The sequence below is a fragment of the Longimicrobiaceae bacterium genome, from assembly GCA_036375715.1.
In the GTDB taxonomy this organism is placed as follows: Bacteria; Gemmatimonadota; Gemmatimonadetes; order Longimicrobiales; family Longimicrobiaceae; genus DASVBS01.
Window position 1 is genome coordinate 1 of record DASVBS010000005.1, and the last position, 22,697, is coordinate 22,697.

At 67.8% G+C, this 22,697-nt stretch carries 19 protein-coding genes; 5 read left to right on the forward strand and 14 right to left on the reverse strand.

Annotated features, from left to right (window positions below; all coding sequences use genetic code 11):
* A partial coding sequence (locus tag VF167_00585; protein HEX6923894.1) for a hypothetical protein occupies nt 1-496 on the forward strand: 496 nt, incomplete at its 5' end.
* A 238-nt stretch (nt 497-734) separates the two neighbouring features.
* Entirely contained in the window at nt 735-2,885 is a 2,151-nt protein-coding gene (locus tag VF167_00590; protein ID HEX6923895.1) for an amidohydrolase family protein, read from the forward strand.
* A 362-nt stretch (nt 2,886-3,247) separates the two neighbouring features.
* On the opposite strand, the gene VF167_00595 is transcribed toward VF167_00590, so the two are convergent.
* From VF167_00595 to VF167_00605, 3 genes are all read right to left on the reverse strand, one after another.
* Complete coding sequence (locus tag VF167_00595) at nt 3,248-4,747, reverse strand: DUF92 domain-containing protein (protein ID HEX6923896.1); 1,500 nt, start codon at nt 4,745-4,747, stop codon at nt 3,248-3,250.
* A 121-nt stretch (nt 4,748-4,868) separates the two neighbouring features.
* The gene (locus tag VF167_00600) at nt 4,869-5,855 is read right to left on the reverse strand and encodes a hypothetical protein (GenBank protein HEX6923897.1); all 987 of its coding nucleotides are present in this window, start codon (nt 5,853-5,855) and stop codon (nt 4,869-4,871) included.
* A 21-nt stretch (nt 5,856-5,876) separates the two neighbouring features.
* Nucleotides 5,877-6,332: an SRPBCC family protein gene (locus tag VF167_00605; protein ID HEX6923898.1), complete on the reverse strand. Its 456-nt coding sequence runs from the start codon at nt 6,330-6,332 to the stop codon at nt 5,877-5,879.
* 120 nt (nt 6,333-6,452) lie between these two features.
* On the opposite strand from VF167_00605, the gene VF167_00610 reads away from it, so the two are divergent.
* On the forward strand, nt 6,453-7,604 hold the full coding sequence (locus VF167_00610; GenBank protein ID HEX6923899.1) for a hypothetical protein: 1,152 nt from the start codon (nt 6,453-6,455) through the stop codon (nt 7,602-7,604).
* A 170-nt stretch (nt 7,605-7,774) separates the two neighbouring features.
* Here VF167_00610 and VF167_00615 read toward each other — a convergent pair whose 3' ends face one another.
* Both VF167_00615 and VF167_00620 read right to left on the reverse strand, forming a co-directional pair.
* Nucleotides 7,775-8,179: a hypothetical protein gene (locus VF167_00615; protein ID HEX6923900.1), complete on the reverse strand. Its 405-nt coding sequence runs from the start codon at nt 8,177-8,179 to the stop codon at nt 7,775-7,777.
* A gap of 117 nt (nt 8,180-8,296) precedes the next feature.
* Nucleotides 8,297-9,613 (reverse strand): acetylxylan esterase, encoded by a 1,317-nt coding sequence (locus tag VF167_00620; protein ID HEX6923901.1) that lies wholly within the window; start codon nt 9,611-9,613, stop codon nt 8,297-8,299.
* A gap of 95 nt (nt 9,614-9,708) precedes the next feature.
* Here VF167_00620 and VF167_00625 point away from each other — a divergent pair, with 95 nt between their 5' ends.
* Nucleotides 9,709-10,365 (forward strand): VOC family protein, encoded by a 657-nt coding sequence (locus tag VF167_00625; GenBank protein ID HEX6923902.1) that lies wholly within the window; start codon nt 9,709-9,711, stop codon nt 10,363-10,365.
* 69 nt (nt 10,366-10,434) lie between these two features.
* Here VF167_00625 and VF167_00630 read toward each other — a convergent pair whose 3' ends face one another.
* From VF167_00630 to VF167_00640, 3 genes are all read right to left on the reverse strand, one after another.
* A complete protein-coding gene (locus tag VF167_00630; protein ID HEX6923903.1) occupies nt 10,435-11,526 on the reverse strand; it encodes an alkene reductase in 1,092 nt (363 codons plus the stop codon).
* A gap of 359 nt (nt 11,527-11,885) precedes the next feature.
* The gene (locus VF167_00635) at nt 11,886-12,314 is read right to left on the reverse strand and encodes an Rrf2 family transcriptional regulator (protein HEX6923904.1); all 429 of its coding nucleotides are present in this window, start codon (nt 12,312-12,314) and stop codon (nt 11,886-11,888) included.
* A gap of 68 nt (nt 12,315-12,382) precedes the next feature.
* Nucleotides 12,383-12,874: a hypothetical protein gene (locus VF167_00640; protein HEX6923905.1), complete on the reverse strand. Its 492-nt coding sequence runs from the start codon at nt 12,872-12,874 to the stop codon at nt 12,383-12,385.
* A gap of 283 nt (nt 12,875-13,157) precedes the next feature.
* On the opposite strand from VF167_00640, the gene VF167_00645 reads away from it, so the two are divergent.
* Nucleotides 13,158-15,143, forward strand: a complete 1,986-nt coding sequence (locus tag VF167_00645) for an MFS transporter (GenBank protein HEX6923906.1) — start codon at nt 13,158-13,160, stop codon at nt 15,141-15,143.
* 227 nt (nt 15,144-15,370) lie between these two features.
* On the opposite strand, the gene VF167_00650 is transcribed toward VF167_00645, so the two are convergent.
* The 6 genes from VF167_00650 to VF167_00675 form a co-directional block, all read right to left on the reverse strand.
* Nucleotides 15,371-15,793, reverse strand: a complete 423-nt coding sequence (locus tag VF167_00650) for a thioesterase family protein (protein ID HEX6923907.1) — start codon at nt 15,791-15,793, stop codon at nt 15,371-15,373.
* Between the two features lie 144 nt (nt 15,794-15,937).
* Complete coding sequence (locus VF167_00655; GenBank protein ID HEX6923908.1) at nt 15,938-18,265, reverse strand: DPP IV N-terminal domain-containing protein; 2,328 nt, start codon at nt 18,263-18,265, stop codon at nt 15,938-15,940.
* Nucleotides 18,262-20,070: a DUF885 family protein gene (locus tag VF167_00660; GenBank protein ID HEX6923909.1), complete on the reverse strand. Its 1,809-nt coding sequence runs from the start codon at nt 20,068-20,070 to the stop codon at nt 18,262-18,264. The genes VF167_00655 and VF167_00660 overlap by 4 nt, the downstream gene beginning before the upstream one ends.
* Before the next feature lie 84 nt (nt 20,071-20,154).
* On the reverse strand, nt 20,155-21,066 hold the full coding sequence (locus tag VF167_00665; protein HEX6923910.1) for a dihydrodipicolinate synthase family protein: 912 nt from the start codon (nt 21,064-21,066) through the stop codon (nt 20,155-20,157).
* 20 nt (nt 21,067-21,086) lie between these two features.
* A complete protein-coding gene (locus VF167_00670; GenBank protein ID HEX6923911.1) occupies nt 21,087-22,445 on the reverse strand; it encodes an FAD/NAD(P)-binding oxidoreductase in 1,359 nt (452 codons plus the stop codon).
* A complete protein-coding gene (locus tag VF167_00675) occupies nt 22,438-22,692 on the reverse strand; it encodes a (2Fe-2S)-binding protein (GenBank protein HEX6923912.1) in 255 nt (84 codons plus the stop codon). Before VF167_00675 ends, VF167_00670 begins: the two co-directional genes overlap by 8 nt.
* Nucleotides 22,693-22,697: the final 5 nt, after the last annotated feature.

Genomic DNA, 22,697 nt, shown 5'->3' on the forward strand with positions numbered 1-22,697 from the left:
CGACGCCGCGCGTACCTCCCTCGAGTTCCGCGGCGATGGGGGGACCGGGTGGTCGATGGCCTGGAAGATCAACTTCTGGGCGCGCCTCCTGGACGGGGATCACGCCTACCGCATGCTCCAGAACCTGCTCACCCTCACCCACAGCCCCAAGACTGACTACGAGGGAGGCGGTGTGTATCCCAACCTCTTCGACGCGCACCCGCCCTTCCAGATCGACGGTAACTTCGGCGCGACCGCCGGCATCGTGGAGATGCTGATGCAGAACCACACCGGCGAGGTCCACCTCCTCCCTGCGCTTCCCTCCGCCTGGCCCGACGGCCACGTGCGCGGCCTCCGTGCCCGGGGCGGCTTCCAGGTCGACATCGAGTGGCGGGCGGGTGAGCTCGAGCGAGCGGTCATCGTGTCGGAACGGGGAGGTCCGCTGCGCGTCCGCTACCGTGACCGTCTGCGGGAGTACGATACCCGGCCGGGCGAGCGCATTGTGATCGAGGGGTGATCGAGCTCACCTCCGTGACCTCCGTTCCACCCTCTGCGGCCTCCGCGGTTCTACTCGGGCTGAGCGACAATCATTCCTCGGGAATTCATTCCCACCCCCGATTCGCGCGCGTTATACTGCGCTTGAAGGCAAGTTTTTCTGGTCCGCACCCACCGACGTCTTCCCCATGATCCTCTGCCGCTTAGCCCCAAATCGCGATGCCGCCGCGCGGCCGCGACTGTGGCAATGGCGCTATCCCATGCGCATTCGCCTCCCGCTCGCCGTCGCCATCGCCATCTACCTGACCGCCTGCTCTCCGGGCGATCCCTCCACGTCCGCCGCGGGCGCCGAGACCCGTGAGCGGCACACGGAGGTCTCCATCGTCGGGGACCAGTTCTACATCAATGGGCGACCCACCTACGAGGGGCGCACCTGGAACGGTCACCGCATCGAGGGCCTCCTGTTCAACTCCCGCATGGTGCAGGGGATCTTCGATGACCTGAATCCGGAGACCCGGCACCTGTGGGCCTATCCCGACACGCGCACGTGGGATCCCGAGCGGAATACCCGCGAGTTCATCGACGCGATGCCGGAGTGGCGTCGCCATGGCCTCCTCTCCTTCACGATCAACCTCCAGGGCGGGAGCCCGCAGGGATATTCGCGCGAGCAGCCCTGGCACAACTCCGCGATCGATTCCCTCGGCAACCTGCGGCCGGAGTACATGGCCCGGCTGGAGCGGATCCTCGATCGCGCGGACGAGCTGGGGATGGTCCCGATCCTGGGCATCTTCTACTTCGGGCAGGACGAGCGCCTGCGGGACGAGCAAGCGGTGATCCGGGCTGTGGACAACACGCTCGAATGGCTCGCCGACCGCGGCTATCGGAACGTTCTGATCGAGATCAACAACGAGGCAAACGTCCGCTACGATCACGAGATCCTGCAGCCGGAGCGGGTCCACGAGCTGATCGAAAGGGTGAAAGCATTCGAGCGCGAAGGGCACCGCTTCCTGGTGAGCACGAGCTACGGAGGAGGCTCCATTCCGCGGCCCAACGTGGTGCGCACCGCCGACTTCCTGTTGTTGCACGGCAATGGGGTCGAAGATCCCGCGCGCCTGGCCGAAATGGTGCGCGAGACCCGCGCGGTGGAGGGTTACCGGCCCATGCCGATCCTGGTCAACGAGGATGATCATTACGAATTCGAACAGCCGGACAACAACCTCGTTGCCGCGATCAGTGAATATGCCTCGTGGGGCTTTTTCGATTTCCGACGCGAGGGTGAGGCCTTCGAGGAGGGTTACCAGAGCGTTCCCGTCGACTGGGGCATCAACTCCGCGCGAAAGAGGGCCTTCTTCGATCTGCTCGCGGAGATCACCGGGTCGGATTCCGCCGGCGTTCCCACCTTCGAGTCGATCGAGAAGATCGATATTCACGCGCACTACTTCGACGAGTCGCCGGACTACCTGGTGGAGCTGCTGCGACGCATCAACATGAAGGTGGTCAACGTCTCCAATCGCGGTACGGACGGGTACGTGGAGACCATGCACCGCATCGGCGCGGACCTCGCCCGGCGCTATCCCGATCGCATGGAGTTCGCCTCGACCTTCAACCTGCGCAGGGTGGGGGAGTCGGGCTTTGCCGAGGAAGCGATCGCGCAACTCGACCGGTCTTTCGAGGCGGGTGCGGTGATGACGAAGATCTGGAAGGAAGTCGGCCTGGAGTTGAAGACCCCTTCGGGTGAGTTTCTGTTGCCGGACGATCCGGTCTTCGACCCCATATACGCCCACCTGGCTGAGCGAGGCATCCCCCTTCTGGCGCACCTCGCGGAGCCCCGGGAAGCCTGGCTACCGCTCGACTCCCAGGTGGTCCACTACAACTACTACTCGCAGAATCCCGAGTGGCATCTCTACGGTAAGCCCGAGTACCCCTCGCACGAGGAACTGATTGCCGCGCGCGATCACATTCTGGAGAAGCACCCGGACCTGATCGTCATCGGGGCGCATCTGGGCAGCCTGGAGCACGACGTCGACGAGGTGGCGGCGCGGCTCGACCGTTATCCGAACTTCTACGTCGACGTTGCCGCCCGAACCCGCGACCTCACCTATCAACCGACGGAGAAGGTGCGGAGCTTCTTCCTCCGCTACCCGGACCGCATCCTCTACGGCCTCGACGCGGTATTCCGTCCCTTCCGGACCGGACCCGTCACCGTGGAGGATCGCAAGGAATTCGCGGATGGGGTCGAGGCGCGCTACCGACGGGACTTCGCCTTCTACGCCAGCCCCGACAGCGTCGACTATGGCAACCGCCGCGTACAGGGCCTCGGCCTGCCGGTTGAAGTCCTCGAGATGTTCTACTCGGAGAACGCCAGGCGGCTGCTCGGCGACGGTATTTTCGTCAGCGACGGAGGGGAGTGATTCATCGGAGGGGGACGAGCAGGACAAGGAGACAAGGGGACAAGGAGACAAGGAGTGAGAGGGTCACAAGGTGAACGGGTGAGCCGCGCAAGCCAGTTGAATGGGCTAGCTCAATCCGAGCTGCTGCAGGCCTCGCTGTCGCCATGTCCGGGACCCTCGTCCCGTCACCTTGCCACCCCGTCACCCCTCCTTGTCCCCTTGTCTAGCCGCGCCCGTTCACCTTGTCACCTTGTCACCCTGTGGCCCCCGCCCCCGCCGCGTCGTGATCACCACCGCGCCGTGCGGCAACGAGCCCGCCCGCGCAGGAAACCCCGATGTTGAACGACAACCGGCGCCATCCACACCAGCTACGGACTCGCGGTCTACGTCAACAGCCCCAGCACCCCCGCCGCCACCGCCGCTCCAACCAGCGTGCACGCCGCGTTCACCACCTCGTTGTCCACCACCCGCCACCCGCGCGCCGGCTCGGCGCCGGTCTCACGCAGGCCTCGGGCGTCCACCAGGCCGCCGCTGTCCGGATCTCGATAGACGCCTTCGACAGTAGCGCCCAGGAGGCTGTCCACCAGCGACCCGAACACCCCGCCCACGACCACCGCTGCGGCCGTAACGACCGGGCCAGTCGTCCGCAGCGGGTCCGGCGCCGTCCACCAGGCCGCCAACCAGACGACCGCCGCGCCGGCCACCCCTGCGGCGGTCCCGACCGCGGTCACCGCCCCCGAGGTCCCGGCGGGAACCCGGCGGCCCGTCAGGATCATACGCGCGTCCTGGCGGAAGAGGGGACCGACCTCGGTGGCCCAGGTGTCGGCCGCGGCGGCCGCCAGGCTGCCGACGAAGGCCCAGTAGATCCCCGAGTCCGGCACGAGCGCGTACGCGACCACCAGTAGCCAGGCCACCCCGCCGTTCGCGTACACCTGCCCGGCATCACGTCGACTCTCGCGGAGGGAAGCCTCCGCGTAGCTCCCCTTCGCCTGCGGCGCGAGCTTGGAGAGCGCGCTGGAGAGGAAGAAGAACGTGAACCCCGGCACGGCCCATCCCCATCGGCCAATACCGATCAGGGTCGCGGCGAACAGGCCGCCCGCGATCGCGCCGGACAGGGTCAGGTACTCCACCCGCCACGCGAAGACGCCGAAGCCCACGCCGATCGCGCAACCCAGCGCCATCACGGCCAGCCACTCCGGCTGCAGTTGCAAGATCAGCAGCACCGCCGCGACCGCGAGGACGATGAACAGATTGTCCCATCCGCGACCCCCCAGCGCCTCCGCACCCGTCGCAATGGCAGCGACCAGCAGCGCCACCAGCGTCCATCTGCCAGGGGAGTCAGCGTCCAACGCGGCCGACGGCCCGAAGACCCCAATGCCCAGCAGTGTCAGCAGCCACGCCGTCAGAAAGAAGGTGGCGCTCCCTGCCACGTTCTTCGTCCCCCTTCCGACGCGTACCTGGGAGCGCCCGGCCCGCTCCCCCACCGCGGCGGCCAGCGGATCGGCCAGCGCGAGCACCAGAAAGGAGGTCCGCAGGATGAAGAAGCGCTGCGGCTCCCAGGTAAAGGGCAGGATGGCCAGCAAGGCCAGCGGGAAGGCGACGGTGCCGGCGGTCACCCGGTCGGCCGGATGCACCCCTCGCAGCCAGCCCCGCGCCAGCGCGAGGCCGTTCACGACCACGAAGATGGAGGCGAGGAGATAGACGGAGACGGCGTGCTCGAAGAGCAGGGGGAAAAAGACGACGTAGAGTCCGGTCGCGGCGTGCACCAGCCGCCGAGTGAGGAGGGACGACCAGCCGAACCTGCGGTGCGCCAGCTCCGCCAGGGCGAGTAGAGCGGCGAGGAGGGCCAGCGACATCAGCAGCGCCACCCCATCCTCGGCCATGAATGATCCTCGAGGTGTGCTCCCGCCCGTCAGCGGGCTGATCCGATCTGTTTGCAGTCTCGACTCCGCCGTCAAAGCAGGCCGCACCGCATTTTCCCGCGGTCTGCCTCGCTTGCGAACCTCACGATGCCGTCACCGCGACAAGCGCCCGCAGGTGGTTCGGCGTCTCTTCGAAGGGCACCACCATCTGCCAGGTGACCCCTGCGTCGTCGGTGCGGTGAAGCCCCCGTTCGTCGGCAGCCCAGAGCTCGCCCGCCCTGTCACCCGCCAGCAGCAGCGGGGCAATGGTGTTCGGATCTCGTGGCCAGCCGTGCATCACCCGCTCCCAGTCGCCTGTTCCCTCCCGCCGGTAGAGCCGGCCGTTGCCAGAGCCGGCGACGTACGCGGTACGCGGACCCGAGCTGGCCGAGACCAGCACCACGTTCGGGTCCCCTGGGTCGATGGCGACGCTTCGCAGGTAGCCCACCTCCAACCCCGCGCGCAGACGCGCCCAGCTGCCTCCTCCATCGAAGCTCTCGAAGTACCCGTCTCCCGCGGCGACGCGCAGGGTCTCCGGGGCGTCGGGATGGACGGCCAGCTCGTGCGTGTCGTACGGACCGCCGGGGACGCGGTCCCGCCAACTCTGCCCGCCATCGGCCGTAGACACCAGCGCGCCTGCCTCCACCGCGACCCAGAGCCGCCCCGGCTCGCGCGGATGACAGGCGATCCACCGCACGTGGTGGGTGTCCGGTCGGGGCGGAAAGGCCCAGCTTCCCGAAGAAGGCAGCGCGGTCAGCGGATTCGTGCGTGCCCAGCTCTCGCCCCCATCCCTCGAGCGCCAGACCTCGCTGGGCTCCGTTCCTGCCCAGACGACATCCGGCTCGGTCGGACTCGCCGCCAGCGACATCAACCGATGCTCGGCGAGCCCCTGGGAGCGCCAGGTCTCTCCGCCATCATCCGTACGGAAGACGCCTCCGCGCGATGTCCCGCACCAGGCGCGTCCGGGCAGCCTCGGGTCGGCGGCGAGGCAGGTGGGATGGTGCTCGTCGAGCCCGGAGGCCGGATGCATCCGGCCGCTCGCCGGATCCACTCGCAGCACCGTCTCGTGTGTCGCCACAAGCAGGGTCATGAATAGATCCTCCTTCGCAAGTTACCCTTCCAGCCAGCTCCGTAGCGCCGCGAGATCCCTCTCTGTCCCCTTCCTCAACATCCCACGGAAGAGGAAGCCCAGCACTCGCGCCGCCAGACCGGGCATGTTCGCTTCGCCCTCCAGAGTGACCCGGGTGGTGCCCTCCCCGGCGGGCTCGAGCAGATAAAGGAAGCGGTATTCGCCCTTGCCCGTGGTGCCCTCCGCGCCGTTCACCCACAGCCCCAGCCTTCCCGGCGGTTCGAACTCGGTGACGTGGAAGACCTCCGATGCCTCCCGGCCAAACACCTTGCGGGTCTCGCGCCAACGGGTCTCCAGGTCGAACGGACCCTCGGTGAGCTTCTCCACGCGCACCAGCGCCGGCATCCATCGGGGCCACGCGTCGAGGTCGGTCATCGCTTCCATCACCGCGGCGGGCGGCGCCTGGATCAGCATCTCGGTTCGAAACGAAACGGACATCGGTCGAGCCTCCCCCTCGAGAATCACCTTCCCGCGAATCACCGCCGCGACCCGCGGGCTCCGACTTCCGCGACGTCCGGTTGCGCGCTATGGTACCCGTCCACTCCAACCCCGCTTGCGATGCGCACCCGTTCCCTGCTCGCTCTCGCTCTCCTCTTCGCGTTGTGCGCCTGCAGCTCGGCCGCGCCTCCTCCCGCGGCGGAGACGCAACCTCCTGTCCGCCACACCGCCGTGTCCATCGTCGGTGACCAGTTCTACATCAACGGACGACCGACCTACGAGGGGCAGAGCTGGAATGGCCACAGGATCGAGGGGCTGCTCTTCAACGCCCGCATGGTGCAGGGGATCTTCGACGACCTGAATCCCGAGACGCGCCATCTCTGGGCCTACCCGGACACGCGGGAATGGGACCCGGAGCGAAACACCCGCGAGTTCGTTGCCGCCATGCCGGAGTGGCGTCGGCACGGGCTGCTCTCCTTCACCATCAATCTGCAGGGTGGCAACCCGCGGCCCAACGCCCGCTCGCATCCGTGGCACAACTCGGCGATCGACTCCCTGGGCAACCTGCGCCCGGACTACATGGCCCGCCTCGAGCGAATCCTGGATCGGGCGGATGAGCTGGCAATGGTGCCGATCCTCGGGATCTTCTACTTCGGCCAGGATCAGCGGCTGCGGGACGAGGCGGCGGTGATCCGCGCGGTCGACAACACGCTAGACTGGCTCGCGGACCGGGGCTACCGCAACGTGCTGATCGAGATCAACAACGAGGCGAATACGGGCTACGATCACCCCATCCTGAAGGCGGATCGAGTGCACGAGCTGATCGAGAGGGCCAAAGCCTTCGAGCGCAACGGACACCGCTTTCTGGTGAGCGCGAGCTTCACCGGAAACACGGTGCCCAGTCCCAACGTGGTCCGCGCCGCGGACTTCGTGCTACTGCACGGCAACGGCGTCGAAGATCCAGCGGAAATGACCGAGTTGATACGAGAGACCCGGCAGGTGGAGGGCTACCGCCCCATGCCCATCGTGGTCAACGAGGACGACCACTACGGCTTCGATCAGCCGCTGAACAACTTCACCGCCGCGATCGCCGAGTACGCCTCCTGGGGATACCACGACCACCGCCACGAGGGCGAGGGATTCGCCGACGGCTACCAGACCGTCCCCGTCGACTGGCGCATCCGCTCCGCCCGGAAGCGGGCGTTTTTCGAGAAACTGGCGGAGGTGACAGGGGAGGGTGTGGGGGACGGGGTGGGGCGGGTGACAAGGTGACAAGGTGACAAGGTGACAAGGTGACAAGGTGACAAGGTAATGGGGTGCGCTGGGGTTGTGGGCAGGATCCGAAATCGAAGTCGTGCGACACCAAGATGTCGCCCGAGGCGGTTGGAAGAGCCTTGGAAGCGAACTCGGCTCACCCGATCACCTTGTCACCTTGTCACTTGTCAATGCACCGGGGCCGTCGAAACAATGATCGCTCCGTGACTATGGTCCAGACCAAACCGCCCGGCGGCGTCCACTGGGTCGAGCCAGTAGAGGGAGGTCACGCCATGGGCGGCGAGGTTACGCATGTTCTGCACGGGGCCGATCCAGTTCCCGTCGATGTGGACCTGCACCTGGCCCGATCTACCGACGAAGGTGTCCGGCCCCTGCGGGCGCAGCCACCGTGGACGCAGGATCTGCACGAGATCGTACAGACTGTTGAACGGGCCTCGTTCCTCGATTTCCGCAATGGTGATCGGATCGGATTGGCTGCGCGGACCTCCGAGTGGCGTGCGGCTGGCGCATGCGGCGCCGATCACCAGGATCGCCGCAATAAGCAGGACCAGTCGACCGTGAACTCGGGACATGGACGCCTCCACGAGGTGAGATGAGACTGCACGGATGATGGCGAGGTAGGATCGCGCGGGGGTGTTCTGTTGGTGTGGTATCAATAATGTGCGCTATCGGCCCGGAACGCCACGTTTTTAGCTGCCTGGAGCGATCGGTGCCTCGCCACGTTTCATCCTCTCCAGCCACGCCTCCGCCCGGTCCAGGTACTTCTGCTGCTGCGCCTCGGTGGCCATGTGGTTGTGGGGCGCATCGACCAGCGGTACCACCTCCTTCGGCCCGCGCAGGCGGTTGAAAGCCGCCCAGATCCCGGTAGGACGGGTCAGCTCGTCGATGAAGCCCATTGAGACTAGCGCCGGCACCTGGATCCGCCCCGCGAAGTTGACGATGTCGAAGTACCTCGCCGTCTCCAGTACCGCGGGGTCTTCCACGTTCCACTGCGGGTAGCTGGCGGCCCGCCCGTGCAGTGCCGCGGTCACGTCCGCCCCAGCCGGTACGTGGGCAATCATCCCGGTAACGCGGGGATGGAGCGCAGCGGTGGCGAAGCTCTGCTGCCCGCCCATGCTGGTTCCCATCACCACCAAGGTCTCTCCGTCCCACTGCGGCAGCGTCGTCAGGAACTCGACTGCTCGGTAATCGCCCAGGTACATCCGTAGAAAGTGACTCTCGTCGCGGCTGTGATCCCCGAGCACCTCGTAACGCTTCACCACCGTCGGAAGGTTGTCGTAGAAGGACTGGGGCATGTCCACGGGCACGTCGTGCGGCTCTACGTTCAGCACCAGCCAGCCCTGCTGTGCCCGATCCGTAACCCAAGACTTCTGCAGGGGATAGGGTGGGCTTGCCCACTGGAGGATGACCAGGGCGGGGAAAGGACCATCACCCGAGGGGCGGGCGAGCTGGGCGTAGACGTGCGCACCCTGGATGTTGTTCAACCGCACCGTGGCGTACTCAACACCGGGCACCCCACTCTCCTTCGGAGTGACCTCTGCGCCCATCGGCACCGCCTCGAGCTCCGCGAGCTTCGCTCGCCAGAAAGCGTCGAAATCGGCCGGCTCCGGCTCGGCGGCCTCGATTCGCTCCGGCGCCACCGCCGCTCCCAGCAGGAGCTTGCCCGGACCGCCGGTGTGCGGTGCTCCGAAGCTCGAGTCCGGCTTCTCCGGACGGATCTCCACCAGCACCATGCCCGGCTGCGCGAGCGAGGTCTCGATCCTGACGCCGGGTCGGGTCAGGTCGATGGTGCCGCTGTCGATCACCGCGCCGCCGTCTCGCCGGATGGTGTAGCGGTACCGTCCCGTGCCCTGGCTCGCGGTCCAGCCGACCCGTTCGCCGGGATTGTAGATGCCGCTGGAGTCGTCCGGGGTGAAGACCGGAAGCTGCGCCTCGGCCGAGGCGACGACGAGCAGACAGGGAAGGGCGGCAACAAGCCACCGCCGGGTCAGGGACGATCGGCTCATGGGTTGCGGCGGGAAAGCGGGCGAGGAACGATGAACCCCGTTAGTGTGGCTTACGCGGGCGCGGCTGGCAATCATCCACCCTCACACAACCACCCATGAACGCGACCGATCTCAAGGATGCCCTTCTCGACGCCCTGGTCGAGGCCTATGAGGACGCCGGCCTTCGCGGTCTATGTGGCGACGGCCGCTGGGAGGCGGCGGTCGGCACGGTGCGCTCCCTCGATGCCGAGCTCCTTGCGGAGCGTGTCCGCGCCGCGAGGGCGTATGATCGCAATACGGCCAGCGCCGGCGCCGCCGGTCCGAACGTTGCCGGTATCGACGTCGCCGATCCCGGCGTCGCCGACCTCAACACCGGAGAGACCCGCATGGCCGGAAACTGGAAGCCCGCTGATTACAATCGGGTCTCCCCCTATCTGATCGTGGACGGGGCGGCCCGCACCATCGACTTCCTGGTCGAGGCGTTCGCGGCCGAGCGCCTGCGCCAATATCCCGCTCCCGACGGGAAGCTGATGCACGCCGAGGTGCGCATCGGGGATTCCGTGATCATGATCGCAGACGGCAATGAGGGGTGGCCGCCGATCGGTGCTCACGTTCACGTCTACGTTCCGGACGTCGACGAGACCTACCGACGCGCACTGGCCGCCGGCGCCGAATCGATCCAGGAGCCGGTGAAGAAGGACGATGAGGACCGCCGCGGCGGCGTCAAGGATCCCGGCGGCACCACCTGGTGGATCGCCACCAGAGTGGAGTGAGCAGCCCGGCCTGCGGGCTGCTCACCCCCTGAAATTCGCGTCGCAATTCAAAATTGCGCCGCGCGCCCTTCACGCCGCGCGCACCGCCTCCACCGGGTCCCAGCTGGGGTAGTCGACGTAGCCGCGCTCGTCGCCGCCGTAGAAGGTCGCGCGGTCCGCCGGGGCGAGGGGAGCGCCGATGGCGAAGCGCTGCGGTAGGTCCGGGTTGGCGATGAAGGGGACCCCGAAGGAGACCAGGTCCGCCTCACCTGCCGCGAGCGCCGCGTCGCCGCTCGTGCGGTCGTAGCCGCCGTTGATGATCAAGGGGCCGCGGAAGGCCCGCCGCATCCGCGCCGCGAGGCGATCGGCCGCCGGCGTCTCGACGGGCTCCACCACGTGCAGGTAGGCCAACCCCAGCGGGGCGAGCGCGGACGCGGCGCCGAGGAAGGTCTTTGCCGGGTCCGAGTCGCTCATGCCGTTGTAGGAGTTGTGAGGGCTCAGGCGTACACCCACCCCGTCGGCGCCCCAGACCTCCGCCACCGCCGCCGTCACCTCCGTCAGGAAGCGCAGGCGATTCTCCAGCGAGCCACCGTAGCGGTCCGTGCGCCGGTTACTGCCATCGCGCAGGAACTGGTCGATGAGGTACCCGTTGGCGCCGTGCAGCTCGACCCCGTCGAAACCGGCCTCGCGCGCTCGACCAGCGGCTCGGGCGAAATCGGAGACGATCGAGGCGATCTCCTCCGTCTCCAATGCACGCGGCGTGACGAACGGCTGCGGGCCCTTGCGGGTGAAGATGGTCCCCTCCGGCGCGATGGCCGACGGGGCGACCGGGAGAGCCCCACCGGGCTGCAGCGAAGGGTGCGAGACCCGTCCGACGTGCCAGAGCTGCAGGAAGATCCTCCCACCGACCCGGTGCACTGCGTCCGTGATCCGCTTCCACCCCTCCACCTGCTCATCGGAGTGGATGCCGGGTGTATCGATATAGCCGACCCCCTGCGGGGAGATCTGGCTCCCCTCCGTGATGATCAGCCCCGCGGTGGCGCGCTGCACATAGTAGGTCACCGCCGAGGGCGAGGGGATCGTCCCGCTCGCCCGGTTGCGGGTCATTGGAGCCATGACGACGCGATTGGGCAGCGTAAGCCTGCCTAACCGAAGCGGGGTGAAGAGGTTCGTCGCGGACATGAACGTTTCCTGATGATGGTTTGGAACTCGCGCACGCCTGCCGACTCGCGACCGGCGAACGTGCGCACAACGAGAGCGGATCCTCTCCGCTCCGATGATGCTTCTACTACTGCGTAACCAACACAGTTACATATAGTTGCCGAATTAAGGGGCACCGTGCCCGGCGCCCCTGCCTGCCGGTCGTTACTGTTTCCGCTGTCGCACCGGCGCTAGCGCTCACTTTTCAGGCGGCGACTGCGGCCTTCAACGCTCGAGCGGCGGCCGGGCCGTTCCACCTTTCAACCGGCAGCTTTGGCCTCCACCACAAGACCGGCGGATTCCAGCTCCCTCACTTCAGCGGCCGCCACTGCTTCCGCCGCTCAGCTAGCAGCCGCCGCCTCCACTTCCTCGGTGATGTCTGCGAGCGTCACCCGGTCGAGCTCCTCGACGAAGGCGCGTTCCGCCCGGCAGATGACCCCGTGCAGCACAGGCAGGATGTGTGCCCCAACCGGGCAGCTCTCGCTCGTACCACAGCGGTGCGTGGCGATCAGCTCCGATCGTTCCACCGCCTGGTAGACCTCCCGCAGCGTAATCTCCTCCGGCGGCCTCGCCAGCATCGTGCCGCCGCCCACTCCCAGCTGTGACCGCGTGAACCCGGCATCGGCCAGGCTCCCCAGCAGCCGCCGGATCACCGCCGGGTTGGTGTTGGCGCTCTCCGCCAGACGCTCCGAGGTCAGCGGCCGATCCCGGTAATGCGCGAGCATCACCAGGACGTGGACCGCGACGGCGAAACGTGTGCTTGCGGGCATGACCTTCCTTCCCGACGCGATGTGTTGCAGGAATAGTTACACGCTTTTCGGCCCGGCGTCAAGGATGATCATCCCGCGCGGGCCGGTACGCGCTCCAGGCGCTGGAACTTGCGCGAAGCGAGGGCGGTGATCACCAGCTCGCGGATCGCTTCCGGCAGCCGTGCGCGTTGCCAGTTGCGCTCCGCCTCCGCGTCACCGCCCGCGGCGGCAACCGCACAGAGCGCCTGGTGCACTGCCTTGGGGGCGTGATTGCCCAGGTGGGCGGTCGCCGCCGCGTGCCCCGCCGCCAGCGCGGCCGCCGCGGCGGCGGGGTCGCGCGCCTCGCGGGCTGCACGGTGAGCCGCGACTGCGACAGCCTGGGCGACCCCGGTGGCTACCTCTCCTCGACCCCACGCCCGCGCCACCTCGATCGCTCGGCGCGGCCGGTCATCGTCGCCGATCGCCTCGAAGTGCGAGAGGACGCGCTCGGCACAGTCCGCCGCCCAGGCCGCCAGCATCCGATGGCGTTGCAGGTCCAGCAACCCTCCCCGGTGAACCGCGATGAACTGGTTATCAGCCATAAGTCTATCCTGGCTTTCATGTCTCGTGCAGCGCGGCCCTCACCGCCCCGCGCAACGGTAGCGTAAACAGTAAGCCGCATTTTGATCCCCCGCACCCCCCACACCGATATCGGTGGAAGCGTCTGGGAGCGGAGTCGCGAGGTAAGGGAGTTAGGAGCCTGACTCCTAACACCTGACTCCTCCCCTCCCTTGGCCCACCCCTCGCATCCCCTTGCGCACCGGCGAGCCGCCGAGGTAACTGGAGCACGCCAGTTTTCACCCGCTACTCGTAAACAGGTCGCCTTTGTCAGTTTCCAACTCGGTTCCGTCGACGATCGCCGAGCGGCTAAGTCGCCGTCAGGTCCTCACCGTCTTCAGCGGGCTGCTGCTCGCGATGTTGCTGGCGGCGCTCGACTCCACCATCGTGGCGACGGCGCTGCCCACCGTCGTCGGGGAGCTGGGTGGGCTGAGCCGGTTGGCGTGGGTGGTCACCGCCTACCTGCTGGCGCAGACGGTGGTCACCCCGCTGTACGGCAAGCTCGGCGATCTCTACGGTCGGAAGATCGTCCTGCAGACCGCCATCGTGCTCTTCCTCGTCGGCTCGGCCCTGTGCGGGATGAGCCAGACGATGATGCAGCTCATCCTCTTCCGGGCCATCCAGGGGCTCGGCGGCGGCGGGTTGATGGTGACCGCACAGGCGGTCGTCGGGGACATCGTCTCCCCGCGCGAGCGCGGCCGCTACCAGGGGATCTTCGGCGCGGTCTTCGGCGTCTCCAGCGTGGCCGGGCCACTCCTGGGCGGCTATTTCACCACCCACCTTTCCTGGCGCTGGATCTTCTACATCAACCTTCCGCTGGGGCTGATCGCGCTGGGCGTGATTGCCTTGACGCTGCCGCGCCGGCCCGAGCGGGTGAGACGTTCGGTCGATTACGTCGGGGCGACACTGCTCGCGGTGGCGCTCAGCGCGATCGTGGTCTTCACCGACCTCGGCGGAGTTCACTATCCCTGGGGATCGCCGCAGATGCTGGGGCTGGCGGCGATCGCCGTGGCCACGCTGGCAGGCTTCGTCTGGGCCGAAACGCGCGCCGAGGAGCCTGTCCTCCCGCTGCGGCTCTTCGCCAACCCTACCTTCTCGCTGACCGTGGCGGTGGGGCTGGTGGTCGGCATCGCCATGTTCGGCTCGGTGACCTATCTGCCCCTCTTCCTGCAGGTGGTGAACGGCGCCAGCCCGACCGGTTCGGGGCTCCAGATGGTGCCGATGATGGGCGGCATGCTGTTCACCTCGATCATCTCCGGGCAGCTCATCAGCCGCTGGGGGCGTTATCGCATCTTCCCCATCGTCGGCACGGCGGTGATGGCCCTCGGCCTCTACCTCCTCTCGCGCATGGACGCCGAGACCTCTGTGGCACGGGCCTCCTTCGACATGATGGTGCTGGGGCTCGGTCTGGGGATGGTGATGCAGGTGCTGGTGATCGCCGTCCAGAACTCGGTGGCCTACGAGGACCTCGGCGTCGCCACCTCGGGGGCGACCCTCTTCCGCCTCATCGGAGGTTCGCTGGGCACCGCCATCTTCGGGGCCATCTTCGCCGCCAGGCTCGCTCGGAATCTGGCGCAGATGCTTCCGCCAGGCACGCCGAGTCGCTTCGGCGGCGGAGCCGGCGCCGGGATCAGCCCGCAGATGCTGGCCGACCTCGACCCCGCGACCCGGGGAATCTACATCGAGGCCTTCACCCTGTCGTTGCGCACCGTCTTCCTCGCCGCGATGGGGATCGCCCTGGTGGGCTTCCTGCTGACCTGGTTCGTCCCCGAGCGGCCGCTGCGCGAGAGCATCGCCGCCGTCGCCGGCGACGTGGGGAAGGAAGCGGAAGAGCTCTTCCCCATGCCCTCGGACATACCGTCCGTGCGCCGTATCGAGCGGGCGCTCTCCCTCCTTGCCACGCGGGACATCAAGCGGGAGTACATCCGCAAGGTGGTCGAGCGCGCCGGGGTTGACGTGAGCCCGTACGCCGCCTGGCTACTGGTCCGCTTCGACCAGCACCCCGACCGAAGCCTCTCCTGGATCGCCCGGCACTACGGCGCCGACCCCAGCCGAACCGCCGAAGCCGAGCGCGAGCTCCGCAGCCGCGGCCTGCTCACCGACGAGGCCGGCGAGCGCGTCCTCACACCGGTCGGCCGCCAGCTCCTCGAATCCCTCAACGCCGCCCGCCGCGAGCGCATCCGCGAAGTCCTCGCCGAGTGGGCGCCCGCCGAGCGGGAAGAACTGGTCGCTAGGCTGGCAGGCGAGTTCTAGCTAGAAAATTACGAATTACGAATTACGATTGAACTCGAAACCGCAGCGGTCGCAGAGGTCGGCACAGAGGTTACAGAAAGCAACATCGCTTGCAAGCATATTAACAACCTACCTACACGCACCGGATTGCGAGGCCGCCGCCGACCTCCTCAGCGCCCTCCCGAAACCCTCTGCGCCCTACGTGATCTGAAATTAGTAATTCGTAATTCGTAATTCGTAATTCCGCCTTACAGCCTCGCGATCGCCTCCCTCACCCCCTCCGGAATGGCTGCCTTCTTCGCGGTGCGATAGTCGTACGAGACCACCACCCCGCCGCCTTCGGCGGCGATGGTGCCGAGCTTTTCGCTTACCAGCCGGTATTCGATGGTGAAGCGGTCCTCGCCTACCTCGGTGATGCGTACGCCCACCAGGAGCCGGTCGGGGTAAGTGAGAGGGCGGCGGAAGCGGCAGTGGGTGCTGGCGAGGATCGGACCGATCCCGGTGGCGTCGACGAAGCCGATCTTCCGGAGCAGCTCGATACGCGCATTCTCGAAGTAGCGGAAGTAGACGACGTTGTTCACGTGCCCGAAGGCGTCCATCTCCCCCCACGCCACCGGCACCTCCACTCGCACGGGGAAGCCTTCCAGGAGTGCTTCCAGTTCAGTCGACATTGCGTTTTTGGAATCGTTGGGATGAGAGCGGCCTGCACGGGAGCCCCAACGGGCCGCTCTCGAAACCATGAAGGAGAATCAAGGAGAATCCTAGCTCCTAGCTTCTCCTTCTGGCTCCTGACTTCCTCCAAGCCGTCTACCTCCTCAACTTTCCTCCTCCTCCACCTCCTGCTTCCCCCTCAGATCAAACTCCGGCGGCTCCACCCCCAGCAGGTGCCGCACGAAGTAGTCCCAGCGCCGCCGCGTGAAATACGGATGGTTGCCGAAGCTGTGCGGCTGGTTGGGCATGATGATCAGGTCGAAATCCTTGTTCGCCTCGATCAACGCCTGCGCCATGCGGATGGTGGCCGAGACGGGGACGTTCTCGTCGATATCGCCGTGCGCCAGCAGGAGGTGGCCCTGCAGCCGATGCGCCAGGGCTAAGTTGGACTGCGCCTGGTAGTGCGGCCCGATCGGGTAACCCATCCACTGGGTGTTCCACCAGGCCTTGTCTAGCTGGTGATCATGGTTGCCCGCCGAGGCTACACCGACGGTGTAGAACTCGGGGTGGGCCAGCAGTGCACGGGCAGCGCTGTAGCCGCCCGCCGAGTGACCGTAGATCCCCACCCGGGTGAGATCCAGGTACGGCCTCTCGGCGGCGAGCTGCTGCAGCGCCCCGATGTGGTCCTCGAAGCCGCTGTCTCCCAGGTTGCGGAAGGACAGGCGCTGAAACTCTCGCCCCCGCCCGGCCGTCCCCAGGCCGTCCACCATGAAGCCGATGAACCCCAGCTCCGCGATCGCCTGGACGCTGCTCCGGTAGGCGTCGAACCGCTTCGGGGTGAAGAAGCCGTGCGGGCCGGTGTAGATCTGCTCGACGATGGGGTACTTCCGGTTCGGGTCGAAGTTCGACGGGAACCAGAGCAGGCCGTAGATGTCGGTCTCGCCGTCCCGCGCCTTGACCCGGAAGGGCTCGGGGGCTTTCCACCCCGTGGCCAGCAGCCGGCTGATGTCGGCCCTCTCGAGCTCCATCACCACCGATCCGTCCGAGACCCGCCGAACCACCGTCACCGGAGGCTCGCGCACGGTGGAGTAGGTGTCGACAAGGTAGTCGCCGCCCGGGGAGAACTCCACGTCGTGGTCCGCCGGCTCGGGGGTGAGCAGGGTCAGCCCTTCGCCGTCGAGGCCGATCGAATAGGCGTGCAGCAGGTAAGGGTCGCGGTTGGGCTCGCGTCCGCGGGCGGTGAAGTAGATCTTCCCCGCTTCCTCGTCCACCCGCTCGACGTCGTTGACGACCCAGGGGCCCCGCGTGAGCTGGCGCACCACCTTTCCGGACCCGCCGTCGACGAGATAGAGGTGGTTGTAGCCGTCCCGCTCCGAGCCCCAGAGCAGCAGACCGCTTTCCAGCTCGCGCAGGATCGTCCCGCGTGAGGTGTCCACGATCGGATCGCCCACCTCTTCGAGCACCACCCGCACCTCGCCGGTCGCCGGTTCGATCGCGCGCACCTGCTGCCGGGTGTAGCCCCGATCGGCCACGATCGCCAGCGCACGAGAGCCGTCCTCGTTCCAGCGGAAGCCGACGCCGCCGTAATACTGCATCTCGATCGGCTCCATCTTCACCGGAATGCGCCGCCACCCATCGATGGCGAAAAGCACCGGCTCGGCCGTCGGCAGCACCGAGTCCTGCGGCAGGGGATAGACGTACTGGTAGCTGACGGGACGCATCCGGTACTCCGGCGCGTGCTGCACTACGGTCAGCTTTCCCGCCTTCCGCGAATCGATGCGGTACGTCAGGAGATAGGCGGAGTCGGGCGACCAGAAGACCGCGGAGGGCTGCTCGATCTCCTGGCTACGCTCCTCGATGAGGTTCAGCGGGTTGGGGAGCGGAGTCGCGTAGCCCCAGTGCCGCTCCCCGTCGTCGGTGAGCTGGATTTCCTCGCCCGTCTCCAGCGAGCGCACCCACAGGTTGTAGCCCCGCACAAAGGCCTGCCAGTGGTCGTCGGGCGATCGGCCCCGCATGCGCGGTTCGCCGGGACGCTCGATGCAGTCGTAGTCGGCCAGGGAGCACTGCCAGCGCACCTCCTCCACCCCGAACTCGATGCTGTCGGCGGCCTCGTTGAATTCGATCGACCGGAAGGGAAACTCGCCGGGCAGGACCTCCTCCCCGAGCGCCCGCGACAGCGCGGCCGCCAGCCGCTCGTGATCGAAGGCCGGCTGGCGCGTAGCCGTGGTCGGGTCGACAAGCACGAACTCGCTGGTGCCGTCCGGGTGATCGCGGCGGTACCAGAAGCGCTCCCCCTCCTCCCCGATCCACCCCGGGTTCACCGACTCGTAGAAGACCAGCTCGTCCGCCCGCTCCCCGTAGAACTGCGCAGCCCGCTGGTAGTCCTCGAGCGTTCCCTGTGCTGTGGCGGGTACGGCGAGGAGGGGATGCAGCGTCAGCGCGCCAAGCAACGACACGGCGCGCAGGTCCCGGCTGATCTCCCGTGCGCTCATAGCGGATCCCCCGCGAAGCGCCAGGAGGTGGTGTAGTCCTCCGGAAGTGGCTGCCCCAGCAGGCGGGCGCGCACCATCTCGATAGGCATGCTCCCTCCCTGCATGATCGCATCGTGGAAGTCCCGCTCGGACATGCGACCGCTGTCGACCAGCTCGGCGCGCAGCGCGCGAAGCTGCATCCCGCCAAGCATGTAGGCCGCCTGGTAGAGCGGCGAATACGAGCCGATGAAGGATCGCCGCACCTCGGCCTCGGCGTTCGCCCGCTCGTGGCCGACGCGCTCCACCAGGAAGTCCACCGCCTCCTCGGGGGTCATCGTGCCCAGGTGGAAGCGGAGCGAGAAGATGATCCGCGCCGCCCGATGCATCCTCCAGAAGAGCATCCCGATCCGGTCTTCGGGGCCGCGAGGGAAGCCCTTGTCCCAGAGCACCATCTCCCAGTAGAGCGACCATCCCTCCACCCAGAACGGAGTGGAGAAGACGTCGCGGTGCTCGTTGAAGCGCTGGCGCATGAAGCCCTGCAGGTGATGCCCGGGGATGAGCTCGTGGTGGACGGTGGCGCGGTTGAAGTGCGGGTTGTTCCCCCGCATGCTCATCAGCTTGTCCTCGTGCTCCATATCGTCGGTCGGGTACGACACCCGGATGACCTCTCCGCCCAGGAAGAAGGGGTTCACCAGCTGTCGCTCGGGCGACATCATCTCGATGCGCCAGATCTCGCTCGCCAGCGGCGGCACGGTGATGGAGCTGTCCCGCTGGATGAACGCCTCGGATTCGTAGGCGATATCGCGCACCACCCCCGGCTTCTGCCCGGGTGGCACGGCGGTTCGCTTGACCGCCTCCTGGGCCGCCTTCCAGTCGTCGCCAAACCCCATCTCATTCGAGGCGCGCAGCAACTCCGCCTCGCACCACTCGAACTCCTTTTCCGCGATGGCGATCAGCTCCTCGGCGGTGTAGGGGATCATCTCGTGCTTCAGATGGGCCTCGAGCCCTTCCGCGCCGATCGGATCGCCGATGATCGGATCGATCTCCCCCGGCCGGATCCCCACCAGCTCCCGGCGAATGATCTCGCGGTACCTCTGCAGCGCGGAATCCAGCGCCGCGTGGGGCTTCTCGGTCCACCAGGTGAAGAGCGGGTCGTAGCCGGCGTAGAAGCCGTACCAGGAGTTGAGGGTGTTGCGCAGGGTCGCGAGGTGCTCGGCGGAGCGATACGCCACCACCTTGGAGACCGCGCGTAGCTCGCGGGCGGAGTCGGCGGAGCCCTCCACGAGGTGGGTAAGCGAGTCGACCACTTTCGCCAGGTCCGCCAGCTCCTGCGCCGCGGCTCGCGGGTCCACGTCGCGGCGCTCGCGTCGGGCGAGCTGCAACTGCTGGATCCGCGAGGCAAAGGGGAGCAGGATATACATCTCCCGCTCATGGCGTTCGCGCTCCTGCAGCAACGCCAGCTCGAACTCCACCTGGTGTCGCAGGAGGATATGGTCGATTTGCGCCTCCAGGCTGAGCGAAGCGAAATCCGCCGCCTCGAGCGCCTGCTGCCAGCCCAGGTAGAAGCGCTTCAGGCGGTCGCGAACCACCGGCGAGTACTCGACGTCGTACCGCCGATGGAGCGCCGCGCGGTCCTCCTGGAATCGTCGCACCGCCGACTCGAGCTCGCTCCGACCGCGGTCGAAGGCCACCAGGGCGGAGAGCTCCGGCACCGGCTTTTCCCAGCCTCGCGCGAGGACTGGGGATCGGGCCGACTGGGAGGACTGCGCGACCGCAAGGGTTGGAAAGGCGAGCGTGAGGACGGCAATCACGAACGGAGGACGCATCGTTGCCTCGAGCTGGTTGGGATTCTGAACCGCTGAGGTGCAAGTGCCGGCCGCCGAGGGGCGGCCGGATCGGCCGGTTGGACGTCAGGCTGCTGCCGCCCGTGCCGGGTGGCCCAGCCGCTCCTCGATCAGCTTTTCGGCGGCCGCGAGCTCCTCGCCCACGAGGGGCAGACGTGGCGGACGGACGCGTTCGCTGCCGAGACCAACGGCACGCTGCACGAGCTTGATGAGCTGCACGAACTTGGGCACGGTGTCGAACCGCAGCAGGGGAAGGAACCAGTCATAGAGTTGCAGCGCCCGCTCGCGGTCTCCGGAAATGGCCAGGTTGAAGAGGCGCACCGATTCCTCCGGCAGGGCATTCACCAGCCCCGCGATCCACCCGGTCGCCCCTACGGCTACCGACTCGACGATCAGATCGTCGATCCCAACGAAGATCCGGATCTCGTCGCCAAGGAGCTCCCGGATCGCGCTCACCCGGCGCACATCGCCCCCCGACTCCTTGACCGCATGCAGGTTGCGGTGCTCGCGCGCGAGCTGGGCGATTTGCGGCGCGACCACGTCGGTGCCATAGGCGATGGGGTTGTTGTAGAGCATGCAGGAGAGCGGCGTCGCCTGCAGCACCGCTGAGAAGTGCGCTTCCGTCTCGCGCCAGTCCCCGCGGTAGACGTAGGGCGGGAGCACCATCAACCCGTCGGCGCCCGCCTCCCGGGCCGCCTGCGCGAGCTGGACGCACTCCTGGGTCGCCAGTCCCGCGATCCCCGCCACCACCGGCACGGAGCGGTCGAGCGCGTCGCGCAGCGCACGGACGATGGCCACCTTCTCCTCGAAGGTCAGCGTGTTCGCCTCGCCGAGCGAACCCAACGCAACGACTCCGGTGCACCCCGCCCCCACCAATCGCTGGGCGTGCTCCTGGATGAAGGCGAGGTCCACCGAACCATCTTCCTTGAAGGGGGTGGTGATCGCCGGCATCACACCGCTCCACTGCTCCCTATCCATGCCTGCTCCTGGTTGAGTTGTCATTCGTGGTCGGCCTCGCCCGTGAGCGCGCCGACCGTGGCGACCGTGACCGGAGTGCGGCCGCTCTCGAGGGTCCAGCCGTAGAGGAAGTGCACGGCGGGACCGCAGACCCGCGCCTGGCACGGTCCCATTCCGATGCGCGTATAGAGCTTGGCCTGGCGGCCGCTCCACTCCGGACGCAGTGCCCCGCAGGCCACGTCCTCGCACCGGCAGATCGTGGTCGCTTCGTCCGCGAGGGCCTTCAGCTCGGGCCGGAGGGCGAAGGTGTCGCGCAGTCGCCGGGCGAAGCGGCGCGCCCGATCACGGGCGCGCATGAAGGAGGCAGCCAGCTCCGGTCGCCCCGCAGCCGCGGCGCCGGCAACGAAGCCCTCGGCCAGCGCTGCCTCCATGCCGCCGATACCCGTTGCTTCCCCCGCGCACCACACCCCGTCCACGCTGGTGCGCTGCAGCTCGTCCACCTGCACCGCGCCATCCACCAGGGCGCAGCCGAGGAGGCGAGCCAGCGTCAGGTTGGGCACGAGCCCGAACCCGGTGCAGAGCAGGTCGCAGGAGATGGTCCTCGTCCGTCCCCGCACTGTCACGTCGACCTCCTCGACGCGGTCGCGGCCGCGCGCCCGGAGTACCCAGCTCCCGGCCCGATAAGGCCCCGTTCCTGCCGCGAGCCGGTAGCGGGCTGCCTCCAGCAGCCTGCGCGGCTCCCGCCAGAGGCCCGCGGCGAACGCCCCCACCCGGCGGGCGGGTGCCTGCTCCGCGACGACCTGGATCGATGCGCCTGTCCGCGCCAGCGCCGCCGAGACCGGGAGCAGCAGGGGGCCGCTGCCCGCCAGCACCACCCGCCGGCCCGAGAAGCTCGTCCCCGACTTCAGGAGAGCCTGCGCGCCTCCCACCCCTACCACCCCCGGCAGAGTCCAGCCGGGGAAGGGGAGGAAGTGCTCGCGTGCCCCGGTGGCCAGGACCACCGCTCCTGCCTCGATCCTCTCCGCCCCGCCTTGCCCCTCGGCGAGCAGCCGGATTGGCGCAGAGGAGGCGCGCCCTCCGGACGCGTGCTCTTCTGACGCATGCTTTCCAGATACGTGCTCTCCAGAGGCCTGCTCCACACGGGCGACCTCGACATCGACGATGGCGGTCGAAGTGCGTAGCTCCGCACCGCAGCGGTGGAGGCGCGCGAGCCACGGCACAGCCGCGGCGGGCGCCTCCCCCTCGCGGTGCCGCCAGATCTGCCCGCCCGGTCGCGGCCCTTCGTCCACCAGCAGCACCCTCCGCCCCGCCTCCGCCGCCGCCACCGCCGCGGCGATGCCGGCCGGCCCCCCGCCGATCACCGCTACGTCGCAGCGGGTCACCACCATCCCCTCAGCCACCGGTGGTCACCTTCATCCCGTCCCGCACCACGACGAGGCAGGCGCGCTGGTGCGCCCTCCCATCGATGGTCACCCGGCACTCGTGGCAGGTGCCCATGCCGCAGAGAGGCCCGCGCCCCTCCCCTCGCACCGACCTGCGGAAGGCGGTGACCCCTACGTTCAGCAGCGCCGCCGCCACACTGACGCCCCGCGGCACCGCCATCTCGCGGCCGTCGACCGTGATCGCCACCAGGTCGGAATGGGTCATCGACA